Annotated in this window: 19 protein-coding genes and 5 pseudogenes; 9 read left to right on the top strand and 15 right to left on the bottom strand. The window is 59.3% G+C overall.

All coding sequences use genetic code 11. The annotated features are described in order from the left end of the window. Positions 1-407: MobA/MobL family protein (locus tag G9X64_RS03945; protein ID WP_171375986.1), on the bottom strand; the 407-nt coding region annotated here is incomplete at its 3' end. A gap of 276 nt (positions 408-683) precedes the next feature. Here G9X64_RS03945 and G9X64_RS03950 point away from each other — a divergent pair. Both G9X64_RS03950 and G9X64_RS03955 read left to right on the top strand, forming a co-directional pair. Then, positions 684-1,010, top strand: coding sequence for a mobilization protein (locus tag G9X64_RS03950; RefSeq protein ID WP_171375987.1), 327 nt, complete (start codon positions 684-686; stop codon positions 1,008-1,010). Positions 1,011-1,106: 96 nt separating this feature from the next. After that, positions 1,107-1,954 (top strand): annotated as a pseudogene (locus tag G9X64_RS03955) (type IV secretory system conjugative DNA transfer family protein); the annotation flags it as partial. Between the two features lie 75 nt (positions 1,955-2,029). On the opposite strand, the gene G9X64_RS03960 reads toward G9X64_RS03955, so the two are convergent. Beyond that, the gene (locus G9X64_RS03960; protein WP_171375988.1) at positions 2,030-3,286 is read right to left on the bottom strand and encodes a type II toxin-antitoxin system HipA family toxin; all 1,257 of its coding nucleotides are present in this window, start codon (positions 3,284-3,286) and stop codon (positions 2,030-2,032) included. Further along, on the bottom strand, positions 3,279-3,608 hold the full coding sequence (locus tag G9X64_RS03965) for a helix-turn-helix domain-containing protein (RefSeq protein WP_171375989.1): 330 nt from the start codon (positions 3,606-3,608) through the stop codon (positions 3,279-3,281). The genes G9X64_RS03960 and G9X64_RS03965 overlap by 8 nt, the downstream gene beginning before the upstream one ends. A gap of 297 nt (positions 3,609-3,905) precedes the next feature. Between G9X64_RS03965 and G9X64_RS03970 the strand changes: the two genes are divergently transcribed. Continuing rightward, on the top strand, positions 3,906-4,151 hold the full coding sequence (locus G9X64_RS03970) for a WGR domain-containing protein (protein WP_168281160.1): 246 nt from the start codon (positions 3,906-3,908) through the stop codon (positions 4,149-4,151). A gap of 55 nt (positions 4,152-4,206) precedes the next feature. Here the strand turns inward: G9X64_RS03970 and G9X64_RS03975 are convergent. Then, positions 4,207-5,121, bottom strand: a pseudogene (locus G9X64_RS03975) (ArdC family protein); the annotation flags it as partial. A gap of 358 nt (positions 5,122-5,479) precedes the next feature. Next, a pseudogene (locus G9X64_RS03980) lies at positions 5,480-6,176 on the bottom strand (GGDEF domain-containing protein). A gap of 206 nt (positions 6,177-6,382) precedes the next feature. Here G9X64_RS03980 and G9X64_RS03985 point away from each other — a divergent pair. The 3 genes from G9X64_RS03985 (at position 6,383) to G9X64_RS03995 (ending at position 8,426) form a co-directional block, all read left to right on the top strand. Then, positions 6,383-6,817, top strand: a complete 435-nt coding sequence (locus G9X64_RS03985) for a hypothetical protein (protein WP_168311570.1) — start codon at positions 6,383-6,385, stop codon at positions 6,815-6,817. Positions 6,818-7,269: 452 nt separating this feature from the next. Then, positions 7,270-7,575 carry a hypothetical protein gene (locus G9X64_RS03990; RefSeq protein ID WP_003548855.1) on the top strand — a complete coding sequence of 102 codons (306 nt, stop codon included), beginning with the start codon at positions 7,270-7,272 and terminating at the stop codon, positions 7,573-7,575. 203 nt (positions 7,576-7,778) lie between these two features. Then, entirely contained in the window at positions 7,779-8,426 is a 648-nt protein-coding gene (locus G9X64_RS03995) for a thermonuclease family protein (protein WP_246270888.1), read from the top strand. Here the strand turns inward: G9X64_RS03995 and G9X64_RS04000 are convergent. Next, a pseudogene (locus G9X64_RS04000) lies at positions 8,427-8,822 on the bottom strand (OmpA family protein); the annotation flags it as partial. It abuts the gene before it with no gap. Between the two features lie 14 nt (positions 8,823-8,836). On the opposite strand from G9X64_RS04000, the pseudogene G9X64_RS36350 reads away from it, so the two are divergent. After that, a pseudogene (locus tag G9X64_RS36350) lies at positions 8,837-8,941 on the top strand (mobile mystery protein B); the annotation flags it as partial. Positions 8,942-9,199: 258 nt separating this feature from the next. On the opposite strand, the gene G9X64_RS04005 reads toward G9X64_RS36350, so the two are convergent. Together G9X64_RS04005 and G9X64_RS36355 are read right to left on the bottom strand one after the other, a co-directional pair. Then, positions 9,200-9,964, bottom strand: a complete 765-nt coding sequence (locus G9X64_RS04005; protein ID WP_168311568.1) for a metallophosphoesterase — start codon at positions 9,962-9,964, stop codon at positions 9,200-9,202. A gap of 93 nt (positions 9,965-10,057) precedes the next feature. Beyond that, positions 10,058-10,321, bottom strand: a complete 264-nt coding sequence (locus G9X64_RS36355) for a hypothetical protein (protein WP_246270889.1) — start codon at positions 10,319-10,321, stop codon at positions 10,058-10,060. Positions 10,322-11,146: 825 nt separating this feature from the next. Here G9X64_RS36355 and G9X64_RS04015 point away from each other — a divergent pair. Further along, positions 11,147-13,141: an AI-2E family transporter gene (locus tag G9X64_RS04015; protein ID WP_171375990.1), complete on the top strand. Its 1,995-nt coding sequence runs from the start codon at positions 11,147-11,149 to the stop codon at positions 13,139-13,141. Between the two features lie 618 nt (positions 13,142-13,759). Here G9X64_RS04015 and G9X64_RS04020 read toward each other — a convergent pair. The 3 genes from G9X64_RS04020 to G9X64_RS04030 form a co-directional block, all read right to left on the bottom strand. After that, positions 13,760-14,374, bottom strand: coding sequence for a 2'-5' RNA ligase family protein (locus G9X64_RS04020; RefSeq protein ID WP_171375991.1), 615 nt, complete (start codon positions 14,372-14,374; stop codon positions 13,760-13,762). A 189-nt stretch (positions 14,375-14,563) separates the two neighbouring features. Beyond that, the gene (locus G9X64_RS04025) at positions 14,564-15,052 is read right to left on the bottom strand and encodes a hypothetical protein (protein ID WP_246270890.1); all 489 of its coding nucleotides are present in this window, start codon (positions 15,050-15,052) and stop codon (positions 14,564-14,566) included. Between the two features lie 58 nt (positions 15,053-15,110). Continuing rightward, on the bottom strand, positions 15,111-15,695 hold the full coding sequence (locus G9X64_RS04030) for a nucleotidyltransferase family protein (RefSeq protein WP_171375992.1): 585 nt from the start codon (positions 15,693-15,695) through the stop codon (positions 15,111-15,113). A 117-nt stretch (positions 15,696-15,812) separates the two neighbouring features. Here G9X64_RS04030 and G9X64_RS04035 point away from each other — a divergent pair, with 117 nt between their 5' ends. Then, positions 15,813-16,250: an NUDIX domain-containing protein gene (locus G9X64_RS04035; RefSeq protein ID WP_171375993.1), complete on the top strand. Its 438-nt coding sequence runs from the start codon at positions 15,813-15,815 to the stop codon at positions 16,248-16,250. Between the two features lie 407 nt (positions 16,251-16,657). Here the strand turns inward: G9X64_RS04035 and G9X64_RS04040 are convergent, their stop codons facing one another. The 4 genes from G9X64_RS04040 to G9X64_RS04055 all read right to left on the bottom strand — a co-directional run bounded on the left by G9X64_RS04040 (position 16,658) and on the right by G9X64_RS04055 (position 19,326). Then, positions 16,658-16,879: a hypothetical protein gene (locus G9X64_RS04040; protein WP_017992210.1), complete on the bottom strand. Its 222-nt coding sequence runs from the start codon at positions 16,877-16,879 to the stop codon at positions 16,658-16,660. A 212-nt stretch (positions 16,880-17,091) separates the two neighbouring features. Continuing rightward, positions 17,092-17,298: a hypothetical protein gene (locus tag G9X64_RS04045; protein WP_168311566.1), complete on the bottom strand. Its 207-nt coding sequence runs from the start codon at positions 17,296-17,298 to the stop codon at positions 17,092-17,094. 62 nt (positions 17,299-17,360) lie between these two features. Then, positions 17,361-17,600, bottom strand: coding sequence for a DUF982 domain-containing protein (locus G9X64_RS04050; protein ID WP_171375994.1), 240 nt, complete (start codon positions 17,598-17,600; stop codon positions 17,361-17,363). Between the two features lie 355 nt (positions 17,601-17,955). After that, positions 17,956-19,326, bottom strand: coding sequence for an alpha-glucosidase/alpha-galactosidase (locus G9X64_RS04055; RefSeq protein ID WP_171375995.1), 1,371 nt, complete (start codon positions 19,324-19,326; stop codon positions 17,956-17,958). Positions 19,327-19,329: the final 3 nt, after the last annotated feature.

Genomic DNA, 19,329 nt, shown 5'->3' on the forward strand with positions numbered 1-19,329 from the left:
TTTCTGATGTCGCTTCCCTCGCCCGGCCGATGGATCGCGAAGTCGACGGCAGCGCCATAACGATTGGCCAGATGCAGCGCAAACGCCCGCGTCAGCACCAGGCGTTGATCCGGCGTCAGTTCGTGCGGCAGCGCGATTTCGAATTCCCGGGCAATCCGGGCATCGCTGCGTTTCTCGGCACGCTCGGCGGCATTCCACAAGGCGGATCGCTTCATCGCCCAATAGGCGGAAGAACGAGCCGGCAAGACGATCTCGGCATGCTCGACACCGTTCCTGTTGCTAAAATCATGCGTCAGCCCATCGCGCTCGTTCGTCAGCCGCTCGGCGGCGCGATAGGCGGCGGACGCCACGGCGCTGCGGCCACCGCTGCGGGCGATCGGCTTCATGCTGAGATGATAGATCGCCATCGCATGTCCTTCTTGGCCGATCCGCCGGCCCGCGCTTTGAGTTGCCCCGCAACTCGTAAGTGCGCCCTTGTGCCTTCGTCGCTTGGCTCCTTCGGGCACTGGTGGGAGCGCGCGGCAATCTCCCGATGACCTCGTAAGCCGTTCACCCGGTCGCTTCCACGCGCAGATATGCGAGTAGCCGACATGCATCCATCGTCGCAGCATCTGCGCATGCGATTGGGGACAGCCATGTCCTGATGGCGCCGGTTCAATCGCTCATCGATGATAAGGGAGACAATGACAGTGGCACGTAAATCCATCGGGGAACGGCTGGCGCAGCTGGAAGCGCAACGCAAGACATTGCAGATCCGTCTCAGCAAGCAGGAGCGCGCCATCGATACGCGCCGCAAGGTGTTGATCGGCACACTTGTGCTGCATCGGCTGGAGCATGATCGCGATGTGCAGATCGGCGGAGGACTGGCCGCGTGGTTGAGATCGGAACTGCCGAAGTTCCTCACGCGCCATGGCGATCGGGATCTGTTCGACGATCTGCTGAAGCCGCAGGCAAATGAGCCGTCGCTCGGCAACGTCGGCAATATCGGCAACCGGAGTGCGGCATCATGATCCATGCCAACCAGATCAGAATCGCTCTCCGCAACATGATGCGCATGGCGGCCCGCGATCCGCTCTGGGCCATCGTCGCCCTGATCACGTTTCCGGCCGGAAGCGTTCCGTGCCGTGCTGGGCGAGATGCAGGCAAGCGACGCGGTCAACGGACTGATTGCGCGGGCCGCCAACCGTCATCTCGGCAAGTCGGATCGTGAAGCCAGCGGTGTGCTGTCGGCGGCCCAGCGACATACGCATTTCCTCGACAGTCCGCGCATGACCGGGGTGTTGTCACGCTCGGACTTTTGGTTCGGTGACCTCAAGGCAGACAAGGCGACCGTGTTCCTGGTCCTGCCGCCGGACAGGCTTGCGGCCTACTCGCGTTGGCTGCGATTGCTGGCGGCCCAGAGCCTGACCGAGATGGCGCGAACCGCACCCTCGCCCACGCCGCCGGCTCTCTATCTGCTCGACGAGTTCGCCGCCCTTGGTCATCTGGCGCCGATCGAACGGGCCATGGGATTGATGGCAGGTTACGGTGTGCAACTCTGGCCGATCGTCCAGGACATCCATCAGCTGCGCGCCACCTATGGCCAGCGTGCCGGCACGTTTCTGTCCAACGCCGGCGTGCTGCAAGTGTTCGGCGTCAATGATCACGACAGCGCCCGTCTGGTCTCCGATCTGCTTGGCCAGGAGACCGTGGTGTTCAACACGGCGGCGCGCGCGCTCGACTCGGAAAGGACCGGCCTCTCCTTCGCCGAGCAGCATGTCGCCCGCCCTCTGCTGACGCCCGACGAAGTGCGCAATCTGCATGCCAAGACCGAGCTGCTGTTCATCGCCGGGCAGCGGCCGATCGTTGCGACAAAGTTGCGCTATTATGCCGATCCGGAATTTGCCGGATTGTTTGCCAACCAGGAGAGATAAGGCGGGAGAGATGTACCAGGCGGTTCACATCACCCCGATGAACCGGTCTGCGCACGCCTTGGACGCAGTCGCGGCAGCGGAAGATCCGTCATGACAGCGTGCTTCTGATTCCAGCCCTATTGATTGGCGCAACTGCTGAGTAAGGGCGTCATCGCCTTCACGTGCTCATCGATCCGCTCGAGCACTTTTTCCGGGACGACGGCCCGTTCCGGAAGGCTCCACCAATGCTTGTTGACGCGTTCAACGATATCGACGACCGCCTTGAGCACAGCCGGCTCCGGCAGCCTCGCGCGGTTGGCGAAGATCTTCCATCGCTGCGCGGCGAGCGCCTTGAAGGAGCGCTCGCCGCCGAGCGACAGCGCCATCGCATCGGCGGGAATATAGGGCACGGTCGACAGGACATCGTAGATCGGCGCGAGCTCCGGCTTGTCGCCATTGCCACGATAGATCACCGACCAGTTTTTGAGGTGCATGTCGCCATTGCCGGTTATTACCGTCAGGGCCAGACGGCGTACGAACTCGAGGGCGGCCGTCGGCGAGATGGCGACACCGAGGGCGGAGGCTATATCGTGGTATGCTGCGGCCTCGTATTTGCGCGAGGGATAAATACCGAAGACCTGAGCGAAATCCTCGATATGAATGCGTTCGGCGCCGGCGCCCCGATCGAAGCGTTTGACCAGGAGTACCTTTCCGTCCGACAGCGTGTCGAACTCCTCGGGGATCCCTTCGAAATCGGACTTCTCGACAAGCTCGCGTTCTGGCACTTCCATGCCGATCGCTGCAGCCAATGCAAGGTTGGCGTACTCGTTTTCAGAAACACCAGGAAACGATGTCGAAGGAAACTTGGCGATGTAATGGCCCTGCTCGTCACCCATCGGCAAGGTTAGACCACCACCCCTGCCAGTGTTCTTCATCACCGAGAGTTTCATCTGCACACCTGCGAGTGAAAACCGGGCTTTCGGCTTGCCCCTCGACGCGTCCTCGATCACCGCCGTCGTGCCACCGCTCGGTACAACGCGGACAGCGCCTGGCAGGTCCTGACCGAGCGCGGCCAGCAGATCAAAATCGTTGCCCGCGCGCACATGACCTGCGTGGTGCTTTTCCATCGCCTCGCGCAATTTGTCTTCAGGAAGAAGATTGGCGAAGAACGTCGGCAAGGCGCCGGCAATTGGCTTGGGATCCTTGCGCAACCCTCCCGTCGCCGCCCGGAATGACAGGCTAAGGACTGGGAACCCACCCGTCGCACGATAAGCTTCGTCGAAGCTGAACGCACTGAAATCTCCAGGCGTCCTGACAAGTGTACCGACCTTCAGATCGTTCAGCAGCACCTCAAGCGAAGGAATGGCGTTCGGAGCCTGGAACATCCTAGCCATGATCGTTATCGTCGGGGCGGGAGATGAAAGCCGGGAGGTCATCGTCGTCATGTGGGCGCAGCAAGGCCTCGACCGCGGGAACCATTGCTTGGGGGATCATCATCATTTCCAGGCCGAGCGCGCGGGCGACATTCATCAAGGTTGTCGCGCGAGCCGCAGCGACCCCCGTCTCAATGTCGCGATAACGAGGACGCGAAATGCCTGCCAAATCGGCGACCTGTTCCTGGGTCATTGCCGAGGCCTGTCGTGCCTTCTTCAATAACCGCCCGATTTCGAGCAAAGCCTCCGAATCTGGGGTCATGGTGATACCTGCGCGTTTCATTCGACAATGCAATGATATGTATAGATATCTCTTGTCCCTGTTGTCAACGATATAGATCTGTTTGCAGATCATATTAGAGCAAACGATATGTTTAGAGATCATCGCCCAGCCTGCACCTACGCCTCAACCGGTAGGGCCGTCTCCAATTTGCCTGGCCAGGCTGGCCAGGAGACCGTGGTGTTCAACACGGCAGGAGAGATGAGCCAGGCGGTCCCATCACCCCGATGAATCGATCACGCCTGACCGATTCACAAATGTCGTTGGACGCAGTGAACCGGTCTTTGCGATTCTGCCCGCATGACAGTCCAGCCCTATCGTCTCTATATCGAACGCATCGATCCATCGAAGAACATGGCCCGCTTTTATGCGCTGTCGATCGAGCCGAACCTCTTCGGTGGGACATCGCTGGTGCGCAGCTGGGGACGGATCGGCAGCCGCGGGCAGCAGAAGATCCATGTCTTCGATAGCGAGGCAAAAGCCGTCGATCTCCTGCTCACGCTTTTGCGCAAAAAGCGGTCGCGAGGCTATCGGGTCCTGCGGTGATCGGCATCGGCGTCTCGCATGCCTGAGTGAAGGAAGAGACAGTTGAGTGAAGGAAAGCCTCCTCCTCGTCGAGCTCCGGCTGCAAGGAATGCAGGTAGTCGACGGCGCGCTGCGCATGTGCTGCCGCCGAGAAGATGGCGCGCTTGTCGTTGCCCAGAACCTTCAGCCAGCCATCGAGGTAGCTTGCGTGGTCGGGGCGTGGTTCGAGCTCTGGGACGATGCCGAGATCGGCGCAGAGAAACGCGCTGCCGAGCTCGGCAATCAGTTCTTCGCGGGCGCGTTCGCTCCGGTCTTTCGCGTAGCGGCTGAGATCGCGATCAAGCCGTCGCGGTGCGCCGGTCCAGTGCGTGATCTCGTGGCTGAGGACGGCGACGTAAGACGCATCGTCCCGGAAGGCATCCAGGCAGGGCATCTGGATGTAATCACGCTGAGCGGCATAATAGGCAGCCGATCCTCCGTGTCGGATCAGCGCGCCGGTATTGGCGAAGAAGCGGCCGGCATTGCCGATGCGGCTCATCGGATCGGGGTGAGGTGCGACGTCGTCAAAGCGGCCGTTAAGACCGGCGATCTGATCGATGTTGAACACCGTGTAGGCCTTGAGGAACGGAACATCCTGTTCGATCTCGGTGCCCGTCTCGGTCGTCTCGGTGCGGATGAACGAACTGGCGAAGACGACGGTCGTGCCGGTTTCGCCCTTGCGAACGGCGCCGCCGAGTTCGATTGCCTGGCGAAACGTCATCCAGCGTGACGAGGCAAAGCCGCGGGCGATGGTTTGCGACCAGAGAAGCAGAACGTTGATCCCGGAATAGGGTTGGCCGTTGTGGCGCAGTGGCCGGCTGACCTCGGCTGTCGCATGTCCCGTCGTCCAGGGTCTGGTCCATGGCCGCACGCCCCGTTTAAGATCGGCGATGATCGTGTTGGTGATGCGGCTGTAGATATCGGATCGTTGATTGGATTGCTGCCAGCTCATGTTGGAACCTCCGTTTCGAGGTCGCGGCCATCGCGACCTGCTACGGCGGTCCGAAAGCCAGGCTGCAAGCGCTGCCTGCACCCCGCGGGGCCGAAACGCAGTGGAGGACGGCAAAGCCGTTGCCGGCGGCGCGAGCCTGGCAGGACCAAAAGCCGGGGCAGGACGCGATGGCACGCAATCCAAGGAGGAGGTTTAGGCGGAGGCGGACATGGCAAACCCCGCGATCCGGCATCATTTCGCTCACGTCGCGGATGCACGCGGCGGCGATGGCTTGCCCGGCCGGCCCGACGATCGCCATTGCCCTGGCGAGCGACTGACGTGCAAGACAGGCCAAATGGAGCTTCAAGCGTAGCTGTCCCTACGCCGCGCGCACCCTGTCCCGTCCGCTCAACTTGGCAGCGTAGAGCGCTTGATCGGCGCGTCGATAAAGCTCCGAAGCGCTGTCTGACGGGGCACAAGCGGCGATACCGGCGGAGCAGGTGTAGCTGAAGTCAGGTGACTCAGGCAGAGGCCGGGAGAAGCGGATCACAGTCAGCATGCGCTCGACCATGGCGATGGCGTCTTCCGGCCCGGTCGCCGGCATCACGAGAACGAACTCTTCTCCGCCGACTCGCCCAAAGCAATCGTTGCGACGAACAATCTGATAGATGCGATGAGCGAAATCGCGCAGGACGAGATCCCCGGCGTGGTGACCAAGCCGATCGTTGATGTGCTTGAAATTGTCGATGTCGAATACGGCAAGGCATCCGTTGTTTCCGTCCCGGCCGGCTGTCAGCATGTCGTCGACGCGTGCCATCACGAAGCGGCGGTTAGCGACACCCGTGAGTTCATCGGTGTAGGACGCCTTGATCGCCTGGTCGCGATCTTGCCGGACAATCCTGCCATGCGCTCGCAAGCTGGTGATGTCGCCAGAGTGGAGCTTCATCGGGTTCGATGAAATAGACAGAACGAAAGGCGCTATTGGCGTACCGCAGCCGGTCATGACCATCGTAAACGGCAATGAGCGTCTCGGTGTGTCCAGAAAGGTGCAGAAGCTGTTCGAAAATTACGTCCATACCGAACCCTGCCTGGTTGCCTTTGGCGTGACATGGCGCGGAAACCCTATGGGAAAAGAGCCGGCCCGCAAGCAAAGGCGCCTCCAGTGATTACGGAAACGTCAACTAGATGCCCGTTTTCAATCGTGATTGGACATCGGACGCGACCTGAGCGACGCTGTTTTCGGGAGGCGGACCATCTATTTTTCCGGAGATAGGAGGCCGAAATGGAACAGTACGCACTAGATCAGTTGAAAAGCATCGCAACGGTCAGCCCGACCTGCAAGCGCCTTGAAATCACGCGGCGCGAACGGCTTGAACGCTGGGCCGAAAGTCTCGAACGCAGCCCCAGACCGTTTCTGAAGACACTTCACGAAACCGAATATCAGCCGATTTCAGATCGACTTGCCCTGCGCGATGATGGCACGCCCATCTCCGTCGCATTCGCTGATCCCATTCTGCGGGCGGCGGGAATGGAAAATGACAGCTATGGAGAAGCCAAACGGTTCTTCGAACTCAGCGACGAGCAATTGCATGATCTCGTGTGCTTCTGCCATTTCGGTGAACGCGTCAGCGCTGCAGTCGTCGCTCGCCGTTTGCGAAAGATGGCGGGTTCCAAGCCAAGTGGGTTCTTCGCTCAACTGCGCGCGTTCTTTGGCTAAGCGCGGTTAAGGCGGCGGCTGACGCTCGCCTCGGAAGCAAGGGCCGCCGCAGTCATCGGCTGGTCCCCGTTTCAACGCGTGCCGACGCCGTCAGCTCAAACCGACCACACTCGCACCCGTGGGCTGACGGCGTGGCGTCAACGCGCTCGCGCGGCATCCGATGCAGGGATGCCGCGACGATGGTGAAGCGCGACAGCAGTTTGCCCGTGGAACGAGGATCAATGTCGCCGCGACAGCGGTGAGCGTCAAAGCGGCATTCCGATGCGTTCTCCAAGATCGCGTCGCCGAACGCTCCAGATGTCACCTTGCTCCGGCCCCGGCGTTGCCCGTTTCCCCAACGGGATCGGCCGCTGTTTTCCAGTTCAGGTCAATGGATCGCTTTGGCAAAGTTTCAGTTGACCGTTTTCGATGGGGAGGTGACATTCTCCTGTAGCGAGACAGGAGGAAAAACGATGGACGAGGCAGACCGTTGGCGCCATATGGCAAGCGCACCGAAAGACGGTAGTCGGATCCTGGTCACGATCCGGCCATCCGAGCAGGGGCCGGCGGAGGTCGACCTCGCGTACTGGTCGAATGGCGATCAGTTCGCGGGAGAAGGCTGGCGCGCGTCCGACTCCTCGCCGGGGCAGATCATCGAATATGCCGATCCGGAACTGAAATGCTGGATGCCAATGCCTTCGGCCAACCTTGGTCGCACGTCGATACCCCCACCCTGGGAGGGCGACGATGACCGGAACCTCGACGGGTCGGGGATCTGAAAAATCGCGCTCGAAGACAGTTCGACGAGCGGGTGTAGATTGACCCCTCAGGGGCTTCCTCGGATCGCGAGGCTGTTCTCACGTCGACGCGCCGCGAGTTGAAGCGGCGTGGGCAACGGAAGCGGGCGCCTCGCGTCGCGTTTTTGAAGAACAGAGAAGGCAACTCCTTATTGGCGAACACGAAGTTCAGAAACACAGGCTGGATGACGGTCATCATCGCATTCGCGATCGGGGCATTCCCACGGGAATCGACTGCGGCCACGGTGCGGGTCATAGACGGGGACACGATCCTTCTTGACCAAGTCACGGTGCGGCTCAACGGAATCGATGCACCCGAGGCCGGACAGAAATGCGCTTCTTTGTCCGGAGGAGATTGGCCCTGCGGCAAGGTTGCCATTGCGGCGATGGAGGAACTGGTGGCATCGGGAGACGTCGTCTGCGATGATCGCGGAGTGGACATCTACGAACGACAACTGGGTGTATGTCGTGTCGGCGAGCGTGAGATCAATGCCGAGATGATCGCGTCAGGCAACGCATGGGCATTCCGAAAATACTCTACCGACTACGCCACGCTCGAGGACAAGGCTCACGGCGAGCACCTGGGGATTTGGCAGGCTTTCACGATCCCCGCATGGGATTATCGCGCCGAGAGATGGAAGGTGGCCGAGCAACAAGCCCCAAGGGGCTGCCCGATCAAAGGCAACATCACCGAGAACGGCCATATCTACCACGCGCCATGGTCTCCATGGTACGACCGCACCAAGGTCGACACCATGAAAGGCGAGCGCTGGTTTTGTGATGAAGCCCAAGCGCTGAAAGCCGGATGGCGGGCGCCGCGATGGGGCCATTGATCATGGAGACAGGGACTGAGCCCGTCTCCGGATCCTGATTTCGATGCGGCGTCGCGCCTCGACATTTCCCGCCTGCCCCGCGGTGACGGTATCGCCCGGTAGTATCAATTGCGCCGCCGACATCGGAAGCACCGTTGTTTGGCTCAGTTTTGGGTTCGCCTTAAGGATATTCGCGACGGCGATCGCCCGTGCCAATCCTAGCCCCGCGTTGTCGGCCGGCTCAAAGGCGATGATCGGCGGTTTGCTGTCGAGGACATCGATCAAGGTCTTGTCGAGATTGGAACTCGTCGGGGCCAGCGGCTGCTCGTCGGTATGGCCGATGACCTCGATGACATCGACCTGATAGCGAGACAGGTTGTCCGCGATCTGGTTGGAAATGGACGTGCCCAGCTTCTCCGACCGCCGATAGCGGGAGCCTGGCCGACGCGGGAGAATTGCGCACGCGGTACATCGCCGCACTTCGAGCCGCCGACAATCACGACATAGGCCCCCTTCTCGAATTCGCGCGCAACTGAGCGGAAAGGCCCTCGTTCCAGTCCTCGAAATCCAGGCGAAGGCGCTCGAAATCGCTCCCTATCTCGACATAATCGAAGCGCAACGGCAAGGCCCACGTTGCGAGACCCGAGCCGTACTCCCGACCCACAGCCGCGAAAAAGGCACCGATGCAGTGCCGTTCATTCTTTCATTCGGTCTAGAAATTCAAGCGTTGCTTCCCCGCCAATCGCTCGGAGCCCGAGCACGGGGAGACATCGACAGTCGATCTCCTACTCTTGTCAATTAGATGGCCGCCACTCGCCGACTCGGATGGCGCCGCTCTCGGTCAGTTCGGTGCATACGAAGTGTGAAAGCTCATCGCGCCTGATTACGGCGGCGCTTAGCCGGCCAGTGCGATAGGCTCCGGTATCCAATGCTATGCGATTTGAATAGACTTCGGGTCGAAGAGACTTTGTGATCGTGTGACCGTGTAAAACGACATGGTCATGAACGTCAATGTGGTCGAGAAAGCCCGCCCTGATCCACCGCAAGTCGTATTCGCTTTGATTTGCGAGCTGAACGCCGGGACGTATTCCAGCGTGAACAAAGCAGAAGCGCCCGATCTCCTTGAATGACAGCGCATTTTCCAGCAAGTCCACATGGTGTGGGAAAACGCGGCGGATATCTGCAGCGATGTTCTCGAACGCGGGGACTGGCCAAGTGGAATACGCGCTCAATGTCGCGACGCCACCCCAATCCATCCAGTTGACGGCGTCCTCATATGTGAGAGCACCGCGAAGGAGCTCACGCAGGTAAAAATCATGGTTGCCAAGGATCAGTCGAGAACCCGGATATAGGTCGAGTGTCGAATAGACCTGATCCAGTACCTTTGGACTGTGGGGGCCACGATCGACCAGATCGCCCAGGAAGATCACGACCGGCTTCGAATGATGATCATTCGAGTCAGCGGCGATGTATCCAAGCATGGCCTCGAGAAGATCGGCGCGTCCGTGGACGTCGGCAATGGCATAGACAATGGACGGCAAGCTCTCGGTGATGATCACGATTTTTTCCTGCAGGCGAACATGGTGCCTTCATAGTCCAGTCTTCCCCCGATTCGATATAGTGCCGGGATCACCGCATCATACGCGGTTGCATCAACCTCGAAAGCCGAGAGCTCGCAGCCAGGCGGCGACCTGCCCGAAAGCGTCTCGCGGCCACTGATCGGCGGAACGCCCGTCGAGAATATCGGTTTCGGCGACGAAGTTTCGGACGCTCATAGCGCCATAGCCATCACGCACCTCGAACTTGCTGGCGATATGCTGATAGCCTTCAGCGCCACTTGCGTGATCAAGCAACGGCTTGCACGCTTCCGCCAGAGCTTCGATGCCATTAGGATAGTTTCGGATGCAACAATACATGTCGCAGGCATCCTTTTGCTTATGCCGGCCATTGAGCGCATGGCCCTTCATAGCCAAAAGTGCCGGGATGGAGCAAACGGCCACCTCAACGCGATTGGTCCCCCCGCCAGGCATTCACCCGTGATCGCGACGAGTTGATAAAAAGGCAAAGCGAGATCCGTACCATCCGCGTCAAGAACAGGCCTCCGATCGTCAACGACTTTGCGGTACAGCGACGAGGTCGCCGCGGCCATGGGAATCCGGTACTGATGGAACAGCTCTTTTCCAGGCTGTACGATCGAACAGGTCGGATGTTCGTAGCCGTGTGAGTGCGACGGTGTACGCCTTGCGGTGGGAGATCAAAATCGAGAAGGCCAGTGCGCCATTCATCCTATGCTGCAGCCGTTCCACCTCCACGAGGCCTGGCGAATCCGGGGCGGCCGCTTGCATCGCTGAATCTGCTGGCTTATTGCGACCCGTGATGGAGTTGCCAGGCTTTCGCCGGAGGATTCGGGAGGATTTGGCATCGATTACCGTTAAAAGGGCCACGTGACTTGAACCTAATAGCCGGGCGATGCCGAGTATTCTACCGTAAAAGGTCCCAATGGCTCGGAGCGGGATTGCAGGAAGATGCTGCGCCCATTGCCTGCAGCGTACGCAACGGCACGAGTGGCTGAAAGGAACTGGCCTGCATCAAGGTGCGATCAGCAACATAGCCCTAACGACGGCGGGGCTGTTTTTCGGAACGTATGCCCTAAAGCCCGTTGAGGGAGGTTCGTCACACCATTGCCGAGGCCGATCTGCGCCCTATTTTCCAAAGACTTGGTGAGAGCGACCGACACATCGATGTCTTCGAGTGACGCCAGGATCACGGAGGCGGAATTGGAAAATGACCTCGGTCCCCGCCGCGTCTATTCGACCTCGCCATCCGCCCCTTCACGCATGCCTGCCTTCGCGAGTGTACTCGCTGTTATTGCCATCCTGTATTTCGGCAAGGAAGTACTTCTTCCTCTAGCAATCGCAGTCCTGTTGACGTTCGCGTTGGCTCCCATCTCCTCTCGTCTTCGAAAGCTTGGGATGCCGCGTATTCCGGCGGTAATCGTCACCGTCGTGATCGCTTTTCTTGTTCTCGTCCTGTTCGGGCTTGTCGTAGCGGGACACGTAGCCGAAGTCGCCCAGAACCTTCCGGCCTACCAAGGCAACATCATAGCAAAAATTCGGTCTCTCCAGGAAAGTGGAACGGATAGCGGTATTGTGCGGCGCCTGACATCAGTTGTTGAGAGCGTCGGTCGTGAGCTCAGCAACGCCGAGCAGCGCCCAGGTGCTCCAGGTACCGGATCAAGACCAAGGGAGCCCGTGCTCGTTGAGATATTCGCTCCTAGTAGACCAATTGAAACGCTTACTAGCCTGATTGGTCCTCTGCTCGGCCCCATCGCTTCATTGGGCTTGATCATCGTCGTCGTAATATTCATGCTTTTAGAGCGGGAAGAGCTTCGCGATCGCTTTATCCGGCTCGTTGGCTATGGCGATCTGCATCGCACAACAGAAGCCATCCAGGAGGCAGGTAGCCGCGTCGCGCGGTATCTTCTTATGCAGCTGGTGGTGAACTGCGCCTACGGCGTCCCATTGGCGCTCGGACTATGGGCGGTTGGCATTCCAAATCCAGCGCTCTGGGGGATGCTAGCCATCGTCCTTCGATTTGTCCCTTATATCGGGCCTGTGATCGCGACGGTCCTGCCGCTGTTCCTGGCCTTTGCAGTTGACCCTGGCTGGAGCCTTGTTCTCTGGGTTGGGGCCATCTTCCTTGTGTTGGAATTGACCAGCAACAACGTCATCGAGCCTTGGCTCTATGGTTCCCGTACCGGCCTCTCTCCGCTGGCAATCATCGTCGCGGCGATTTTTTGGGCATGGCTGTGGGGACCAGTCGGTCTTGTGCTGTCCACGCCGCTGACCGTGTGTCTCGCAGTGTTGGGCCGGTATGTCCCGCAGTTCGAGTTCCTTGAGGTCGTTTTTGGTAGTGACCCGGTGCTCGATCCCAAGGAGCGTTTGTATCAGCGGCTTCTTGCCGGCGATCCCGATGAGGCGACCGACTACGCTGAGGAATTCCTGGAGGAGGACTATCTGGAGGATTACTATGGCAAGGTTGCCATTCCCGCCCTTCTACTCGCGGAGAAGGATAGACGTCGAGGCGTCTTGACCGCGGAGCAGATGGAACAGGTGTTCGGGACTGCCATCACACTGGTCTCGAACCTCGCGGAAATCGCGCAGGAAGAAGAGCAGGAAGAGGAAGAGGAAGAGGAAGAGGAACAGAAGGAAGCGGCAGGTCAGCCCAGCCCCGCCAAGGAAGGGAATGGGGATGAAAGCGAGCTACCTGACGGACGGGGCAAGACCGTCTTTTGCGTCGGAGGCAGGGGGCCGCTCGACGACGCGTCGGCTGCGATGCTTGCCCAGATACTTCAGGTACAGGGAGCAGAGGTGGTCGCAGCGAGGCATTCCGACATCCCCAATCGCCGCGCCATGAGCCTCGTTCCGAAACAATCGAACGCCATCGTAGTTTGTTTCCTCAATGAGGACTCGACAAGGCACGCCGCCATACTTGTTCGTCGGTTCAAGCGCATATACCCAGCCATTCGCGTCGGCGCGGTCTTTTGGGTGGAAAACCAGAAGGAAAGGCAACCGCCCGCGCTTGGGGAGGCAGATTTCGTTGCCACAACCTTGACCTCGGCTGCCCGCGAGGCACTCGCCGATGCACCACCATCATTGGTGACGCCCGCGCGCAAGATTCGTACCAGGCGGTCCTCGAACAAGACAGGCATAGCCCCCGCGCGCTCCGGCATTTAGCGGCAAACGGCGTTCAGGGGCCGGTCAGAGCCATGGAGCATCACATGAATTGCACATTCGCGGGTTGGAGCCTCGCAACCGTCACCGAGGATGTTCTTGTCGTCCGCCGTAAAGATCAGACGAGCTCCACCCGGACGCTGACGTCGATGCTGTCGATCGCAAATTCCACGGTCTCGGCAAGATCGGAGCCGATGGAGACTGAGATAAAAAGTCTCTCCAATCACAGATTGCGGACAATCCTTCTATTTGTGCTCTTATAAGAGCATGACAGTTGCGCGCGGCAGAGCCGGACCGACCGCCCTAAGAACCGTGTGTTCCGCTCAGGCCGCCTGAGCCGAGAGTCGCCGACCTCGTAATCAGCGACCCGCCGTTCCCCTCACCTCGCCTGGCCCTCGAGGCCTTGGCAGCCTGCCATGATCGGAGAACGCCGTGCCTCTGAAAAACAGCCGCGGCAGCAATCGTCTCGGGGCGCGCAACGAGTGGATCGGACAACACAACCAATGCACAGCCGCGGGGCATAGGCCCAGTTCGCGGCGATATTGGCGGCCACTAGCCATTGAGGGTGTTTCGCCCGGGAGAGTGGACGTGCGGAGCGTTCCCTCTGTTCTGAACCGGGCGTCATGATTCGCTTGCGCCCAGACACGATGGTCGGCCAAGTACATCGACTTCGACGCTCGGGTAAATTTTCTCTTTCACCAATTGAAGGGCTTTTACGTTGAGTTCGATGGGCAACAACCCAGCATCGCCGGGGAGCGCTGGCAGCCATTCCTCGGCAAAGAACCTGAACAGCGTGATGTGAGCTATTCGCGGCGGCTTTGGACGCCAATCTTCGAACCAGATGGCGTCTGAAACAGCTAGACGAAGCCGTTGCAGCTCTGGCGGCTCGGGTGACTCTACGAAGATAGCAGCTTCTGAAGCCTGCATCTCTTGAAAACTGAGATCAATCGGTGGGGTCTCTTTGACCAGTCTCTCAACGATCTCCTTCCATCGCTCCCCGTTCAGCTTCCAAACCTCGTCGTTTGGCATACTGAACTGGGTCGCTGCATCGATCAAAGTGACGACCGTCATGTGCAGGCTCGCAGCGGGGACGCGCAGCAGCGGACCATCGCACTCGCGCTCGATGCCGTCCTGCAGGGCGCTGAGTTTTGATACTGTCTCGCGGTCGGGGAAAAGCTGCAGGTGAAACGCGCAGCACCGCTTGAACCACAGCAGGTCGATCTTCGTTCTGATCACAGCAAAATTCCCGCAGTTGAGGATGTCTCAGAGGACAGCGGCACAATCGCAACCGAGATCGGTCTCGAATGAACAGACTTGGCATTGTCTCCCCGCAATGTACTTAGATGCCTGTGCTACGGCCCATCGGACTGAAGTCTGAGCGCGAATGCAGCTGCAGGAACTTTCTGGCTTTGATGAAACTCCACGTCATAGCGGCGTTTTTGTGAGGGCCATTGTCATCGAGAATATCCTCCGCGGAGTAAATAAGCAGTTCAGACGCTTCAATTCGATCCGGTGCCGCATCTGCGCCCGACAGGATAGCCGCAGCCGTGGATTTGTTCGGCATCCAAGCAAACTTCGCTTCGTGACAATGACATTGCCGTCGGCCGTCAGCACGATAGCGGTCAATCCAAGGGGATCAGCGCGATCTGCGTGCGGATGTTCGGATGCGAAAGCGGGATGGCGTGTCGCCACGTAGGCAGAAAAGCGGGTCCGGTTGGCAGCAATGCTCAGCCCTCCGCCTTCAACCCGAAAGGAGGCCATGCGCAACAATGCCCCGTCGAAAGCAGCTGGACACTTTGCGCAAACCGCTGCCCAGGTCGATTTCCTGGCTTCTTCCACGCGCTCCTGCAGCTCGAAAATTCCGACGAGGCTGCAGTCGATTTGATCGACGGGAATGATCTTGGAACACGCCACGCCCATTTCGTAAGTAGTTTAGATTATGCCAGACCCAAGGATACACGAACGCGTCTCCTCATTCGTCCTCAAGCCAACCCACGACATTAAGGTTCGGCCAGACTTTGAGCCACCGACTGACCTTCTTCTCGTAAATCTCCCGCCTGATCTGCCTCTTGTTCGGACGGACAACGCCGTCTAGGAGATCGGAAAGGCCGAAAGGAGTGCACAGTTCGAGGCTGCCATTGCGAGGACAAAGGCCGACGGCCGTTGCCGTTGTCGGGAATGTAGCGATGGCATCAATGGTCGATGTATACGGCTTGATCGGATATCCGAGTTTCGCTTCATACCAAAGATGAACCCTGGCTTCGTTTTTCACGTCGATCCAAACGGGTAGATCGGAGAAGGTCGTTCGAACGCGTGCCGCTTGTTCCGCTTCAGCGTCCTCGGAAAGGTCGCTGGCGTCAAAATAGACGATATCAATGTCATTGATGCCGTGAGCTGGCGGAAAACCGAACCTATGGTTCCAGACGGTCTGAGCAATCGCACCAGCAACGACCCAACAGTCCGGAAGGGCTACCTTTTCCCAATTGTGCAGAAGGGCTGACAACATCTGGCTCTTGAGAACGATGCCTTGCAACTGCCGAAACTGTTCGTCCTCCATGTCCACTTCTTCCTTCAGACAATTGCGATGTCAATGATGTGCCCACACGAGTGATTCTTCTACCGCGTTGCATTGTCGAAAGACTCAAAAGGATATTGGAACCATGGAAAGACCAAGATGACACCATACCTGATGGAGCTTCGCCGTTTGATCGGGAACCGCCTACTCCTGCTTCCCTCGGTGGCCGCTGTCATTCATGATCATGCTGGCAATCTGCTCCTGCAAGAAAAAGCTTCAGGGGAAGGATGGAGTTTGCCTGCTGGCGCAATCGAGCCTGGCGAAACGCCACAGGAGGCCATCATTCGTGAGGTGATGGAGGAGACTGGCCTCGCCGTATTCCCGACCACCGTTCTCGGCATCTTTGGCGGAAGAGACTTTCGGTACACTTACCCGAACGGTGATCAAGTGGAGTACGTGGTCACATTGTTCAAATGCCGAGTCGCTGCGGATCGAGGCGCGTGGACGGACAGCGAGACCAGAGCGGTTGGATATTTCGAGCGGGATGACATGCCCGCCCTCGCCCTGCCTTACCCTGTGTCGGCTCTGTTTTCGTAGGCGTTTCAGCCCGATCATTGAATTTACTTCCGAAGGCAGCTTGAGGGAAACGAGCACGCCGTTCGCGTCGACAGCGCAATCCATAAGTTGCCATCATTCAAGCGTAGCTCGACGCTACAAGAGTCTCGATTGCGGGTTTGAGAGCCCCTAGCCGTTCGGGGGACCAACGTCGGAAAGCCTCGACGCTGCCGGACGTCGTTGTGGCGCCGCAGCGCGGTCTCTCGCCCTGGGGGCTTTGACGGTCATTCGTCATGGGCGAAGCCAGCGCCGAGTTATGGCGGGAGTGTCTATGTGCGCGGCCATTGTCGTAAGAATGGCACCCATGTGCGCGGTACACCCGACGACGATAATCACTCGCGAAAGGGGCGGGAGTTTGTGATAATTTCACCGCGACGGGGCTTTGAGCCTCAATATTGTCGAGCGTCGAATTCTTCAATCGTTTCCGGGTCCTGCTTATATTCCCATTGCACACCATTCAGCCGACGCCAGATTTGTCCCGACGGGTTTCGGGCGGCGGCGTCGACGAGTGGCACCGGCAGGAGTGTCTCGTGCTTGTGCCAGAGCGTGACGTCAGTGACGTTAGCCTGCTTGGGCTTCCGGAACAGGTTGAAAAGGAGCGCGAAGTCCATTGGCCGATTTTTCTCCAACGGACTCAACTATAGGGGCATTTTAGGTACTTTCAAGTACCATAATTTTGAGAACCCAGCGCGCGGAAGATATCGGCACCACTGCTCACGAGGAGCATGCGTCACCGATCGAACAAAGGTCAGCTAGGGGCCCGATTGCGAACGCAGCAAAGAGGCCTCTGAGGTAGCACAGACGTCTCCAATTCTAGAAGCGCCTACATATCCGCGTTGTCGTTGAACGGCAGTCCGCGAGTTCTCCATTCGTCCCTCAGTATATCTTCCAGGTCCTCGACGGTGAATTCGTCGAAGTTTGCCCAGAGCTGCACGGCCAGCGCCTTCAAATTCGACGTTGTTTCTGGGTCAGCTTCGGCTGCCGCGGCAAGCCGATAGATTTCCTGGCGGAGTGCATCACCCTCTGTCATGTCGCTCCTCATGGCACTGCGCCAGCGCCTCTGTTCAATGGCAGGCACGAATAAGGTAATCCCTAAGTTTGTCGCAGGATGCCGGCCTCCTTCGCCGCAGCCTCAAACGCAGCTCGCGCTTCCGCACCGGGAACAACACCATTCGCCGCGTCCAGGCATACCTTCCGCGCTGTCGCGTAGCTCTCGCTTCTATTGTCGGGCCAGGATTTCTTCAAGAATGCGACCGCCTCCCGAGCGCTCCTGATGACGTGAAAACGATCATCTATCTTCAATTCGACGTTCGCATCCCAGATGCTGATCATGGCGTCCTCCGTGGGGCAGGCTTCCCACAAACGTATATTAGGAGGATCTGTTCCAAACGGACGATCCGGCCAGAATTTGGGCAGCAGCATGAGGCTCTTTCGTTTTACCCCACAACCGCTCGCGATAGCCGTCGCTGTTGCGCTGCGTCCTACCGCCGTGCTTCGAAGGCTTCGCCTTATCTTCGGTGAAGCGCCTTCGATTCGGCTCTGAAGGTGCATTCAAGAAAATGGCGAAGGATGTCGATCCGGCCATGCGAGTCATGTCCCCAAATCGCAAAACGCCCCATCCCCACGCAAAGAGCCCCGCGGTTGTTGCCACCGCGGGGCTCCTTGACGCCTCACCCGGGAGAGGGGGTCAGGCGGCCTGCACCTTGCGGGCCGTGCGTGCCCATTCGGGCAGCCAGTCGCCGTGGGTAGCGAGCAGATCATCGACCAGCGACCAGATCTGGTCGAGGTCGAGTTCGGCTGCCGTATGCGGGTCCATCATCGCGGCGTGATAGATGTGCTCGCGATTCTCGGTCATCAGCGCCTGCACCGTCAGCTCCTGCACGTTGATATTGGTGCGGATCAGCGCGGTCAGCTGCGGCGGCAGGTCGCCGATGAAGGTCGGCTGGATGCCGGAGGCGTCGACGAGGCAGGGCACTTCGGCAGCGCAATTGGCAGGCAGCGAGGTGATGCAGCCATTGTTGCGTACATTGCCGTAGATCACTGAGGGCTCGCCGGTCCAGACCGAATTGATGATCGAGGAGGCATATTCCTTCGACGGCTTGACCTCGATCTTGTCGGCCGAACGATAGGCCTCCGCCTGGCCTTTCCAGCGCTCGATCTGCTCGATGCAGCGCTTCGGATATTCATCGAGCGGAATGCCGAATTTCTCGATCAGGTCCTCGCGGCCCTCCTTGATGAAATAGGGCGTGTATTCGGCGAAATGCTCCGAGCTTTCGGTGACGAAATAGCCGAGCCGCGTCAGCATCTCGTAGCGCACCTTGTTCGGGCAGCGCGGGTTCCAGCCGGGCTTCGGCGCCCTGCCCTCGCGGTAGCCGCGCACGAGATCGGGATAGAGGTCGCGGTAGGACCCGTCAGCCTGGCGATGCTCGAATTTGAGATAGAAGGCCATGTGGTTGATGCCGGCCGCCCGGTAACGGATTTCCTCGTAGGGAATGTCGAGGTCGTGGGCCAGTTCCATTGCCGTGCCCTGCACCGAATGGCAGAGGCCGACCTGGCGGATGGTCGGATATTTCGCGGCGATTGCCCAGGTGTTGATCGCCATCGGGTTGACGTATTGCAGCATGATCGCCTCGGGGCAGACGGCGAGCATATCCTCGCAGACCTTCCAGAGATGCGGCACGGTGCGAAGCCCGCGCATGATGCCGCCGACGCCGAGCGTATCGGCGATCGTCTGGCGCAGCCCGTATTTCTTCGGCACTTCGAAATCGGTGACCGTGCAGGGCTCATAACCGCCGATCTGGAAGGCGACGACGACGAAATCGGCGCCCGCAAGCGCCTTGCGCTGGTCGGAATAGGTCTCGGCCTTCGCCTTCACGCCGAGCGTCGAGATCAGCTTGTTGACGACGACGGCGCTTTCTTCCAGCCTTTGCGGGTTGAGATCCATCAGGGCGATCGTCGCACCCGACAGGGCCGGACGCTGCAACACGTCGCCGACGATGTTCTTCATGAAGACGGTGGAGCCTGCTCCGATGAACGTGATTTTGGGATTTGCTGCCATTAT

The organism is Rhizobium sophorae (assembly GCF_013087515.1).
GTDB classification, from domain to species: Bacteria; Pseudomonadota; Alphaproteobacteria; order Rhizobiales; family Rhizobiaceae; genus Rhizobium; species Rhizobium sophorae.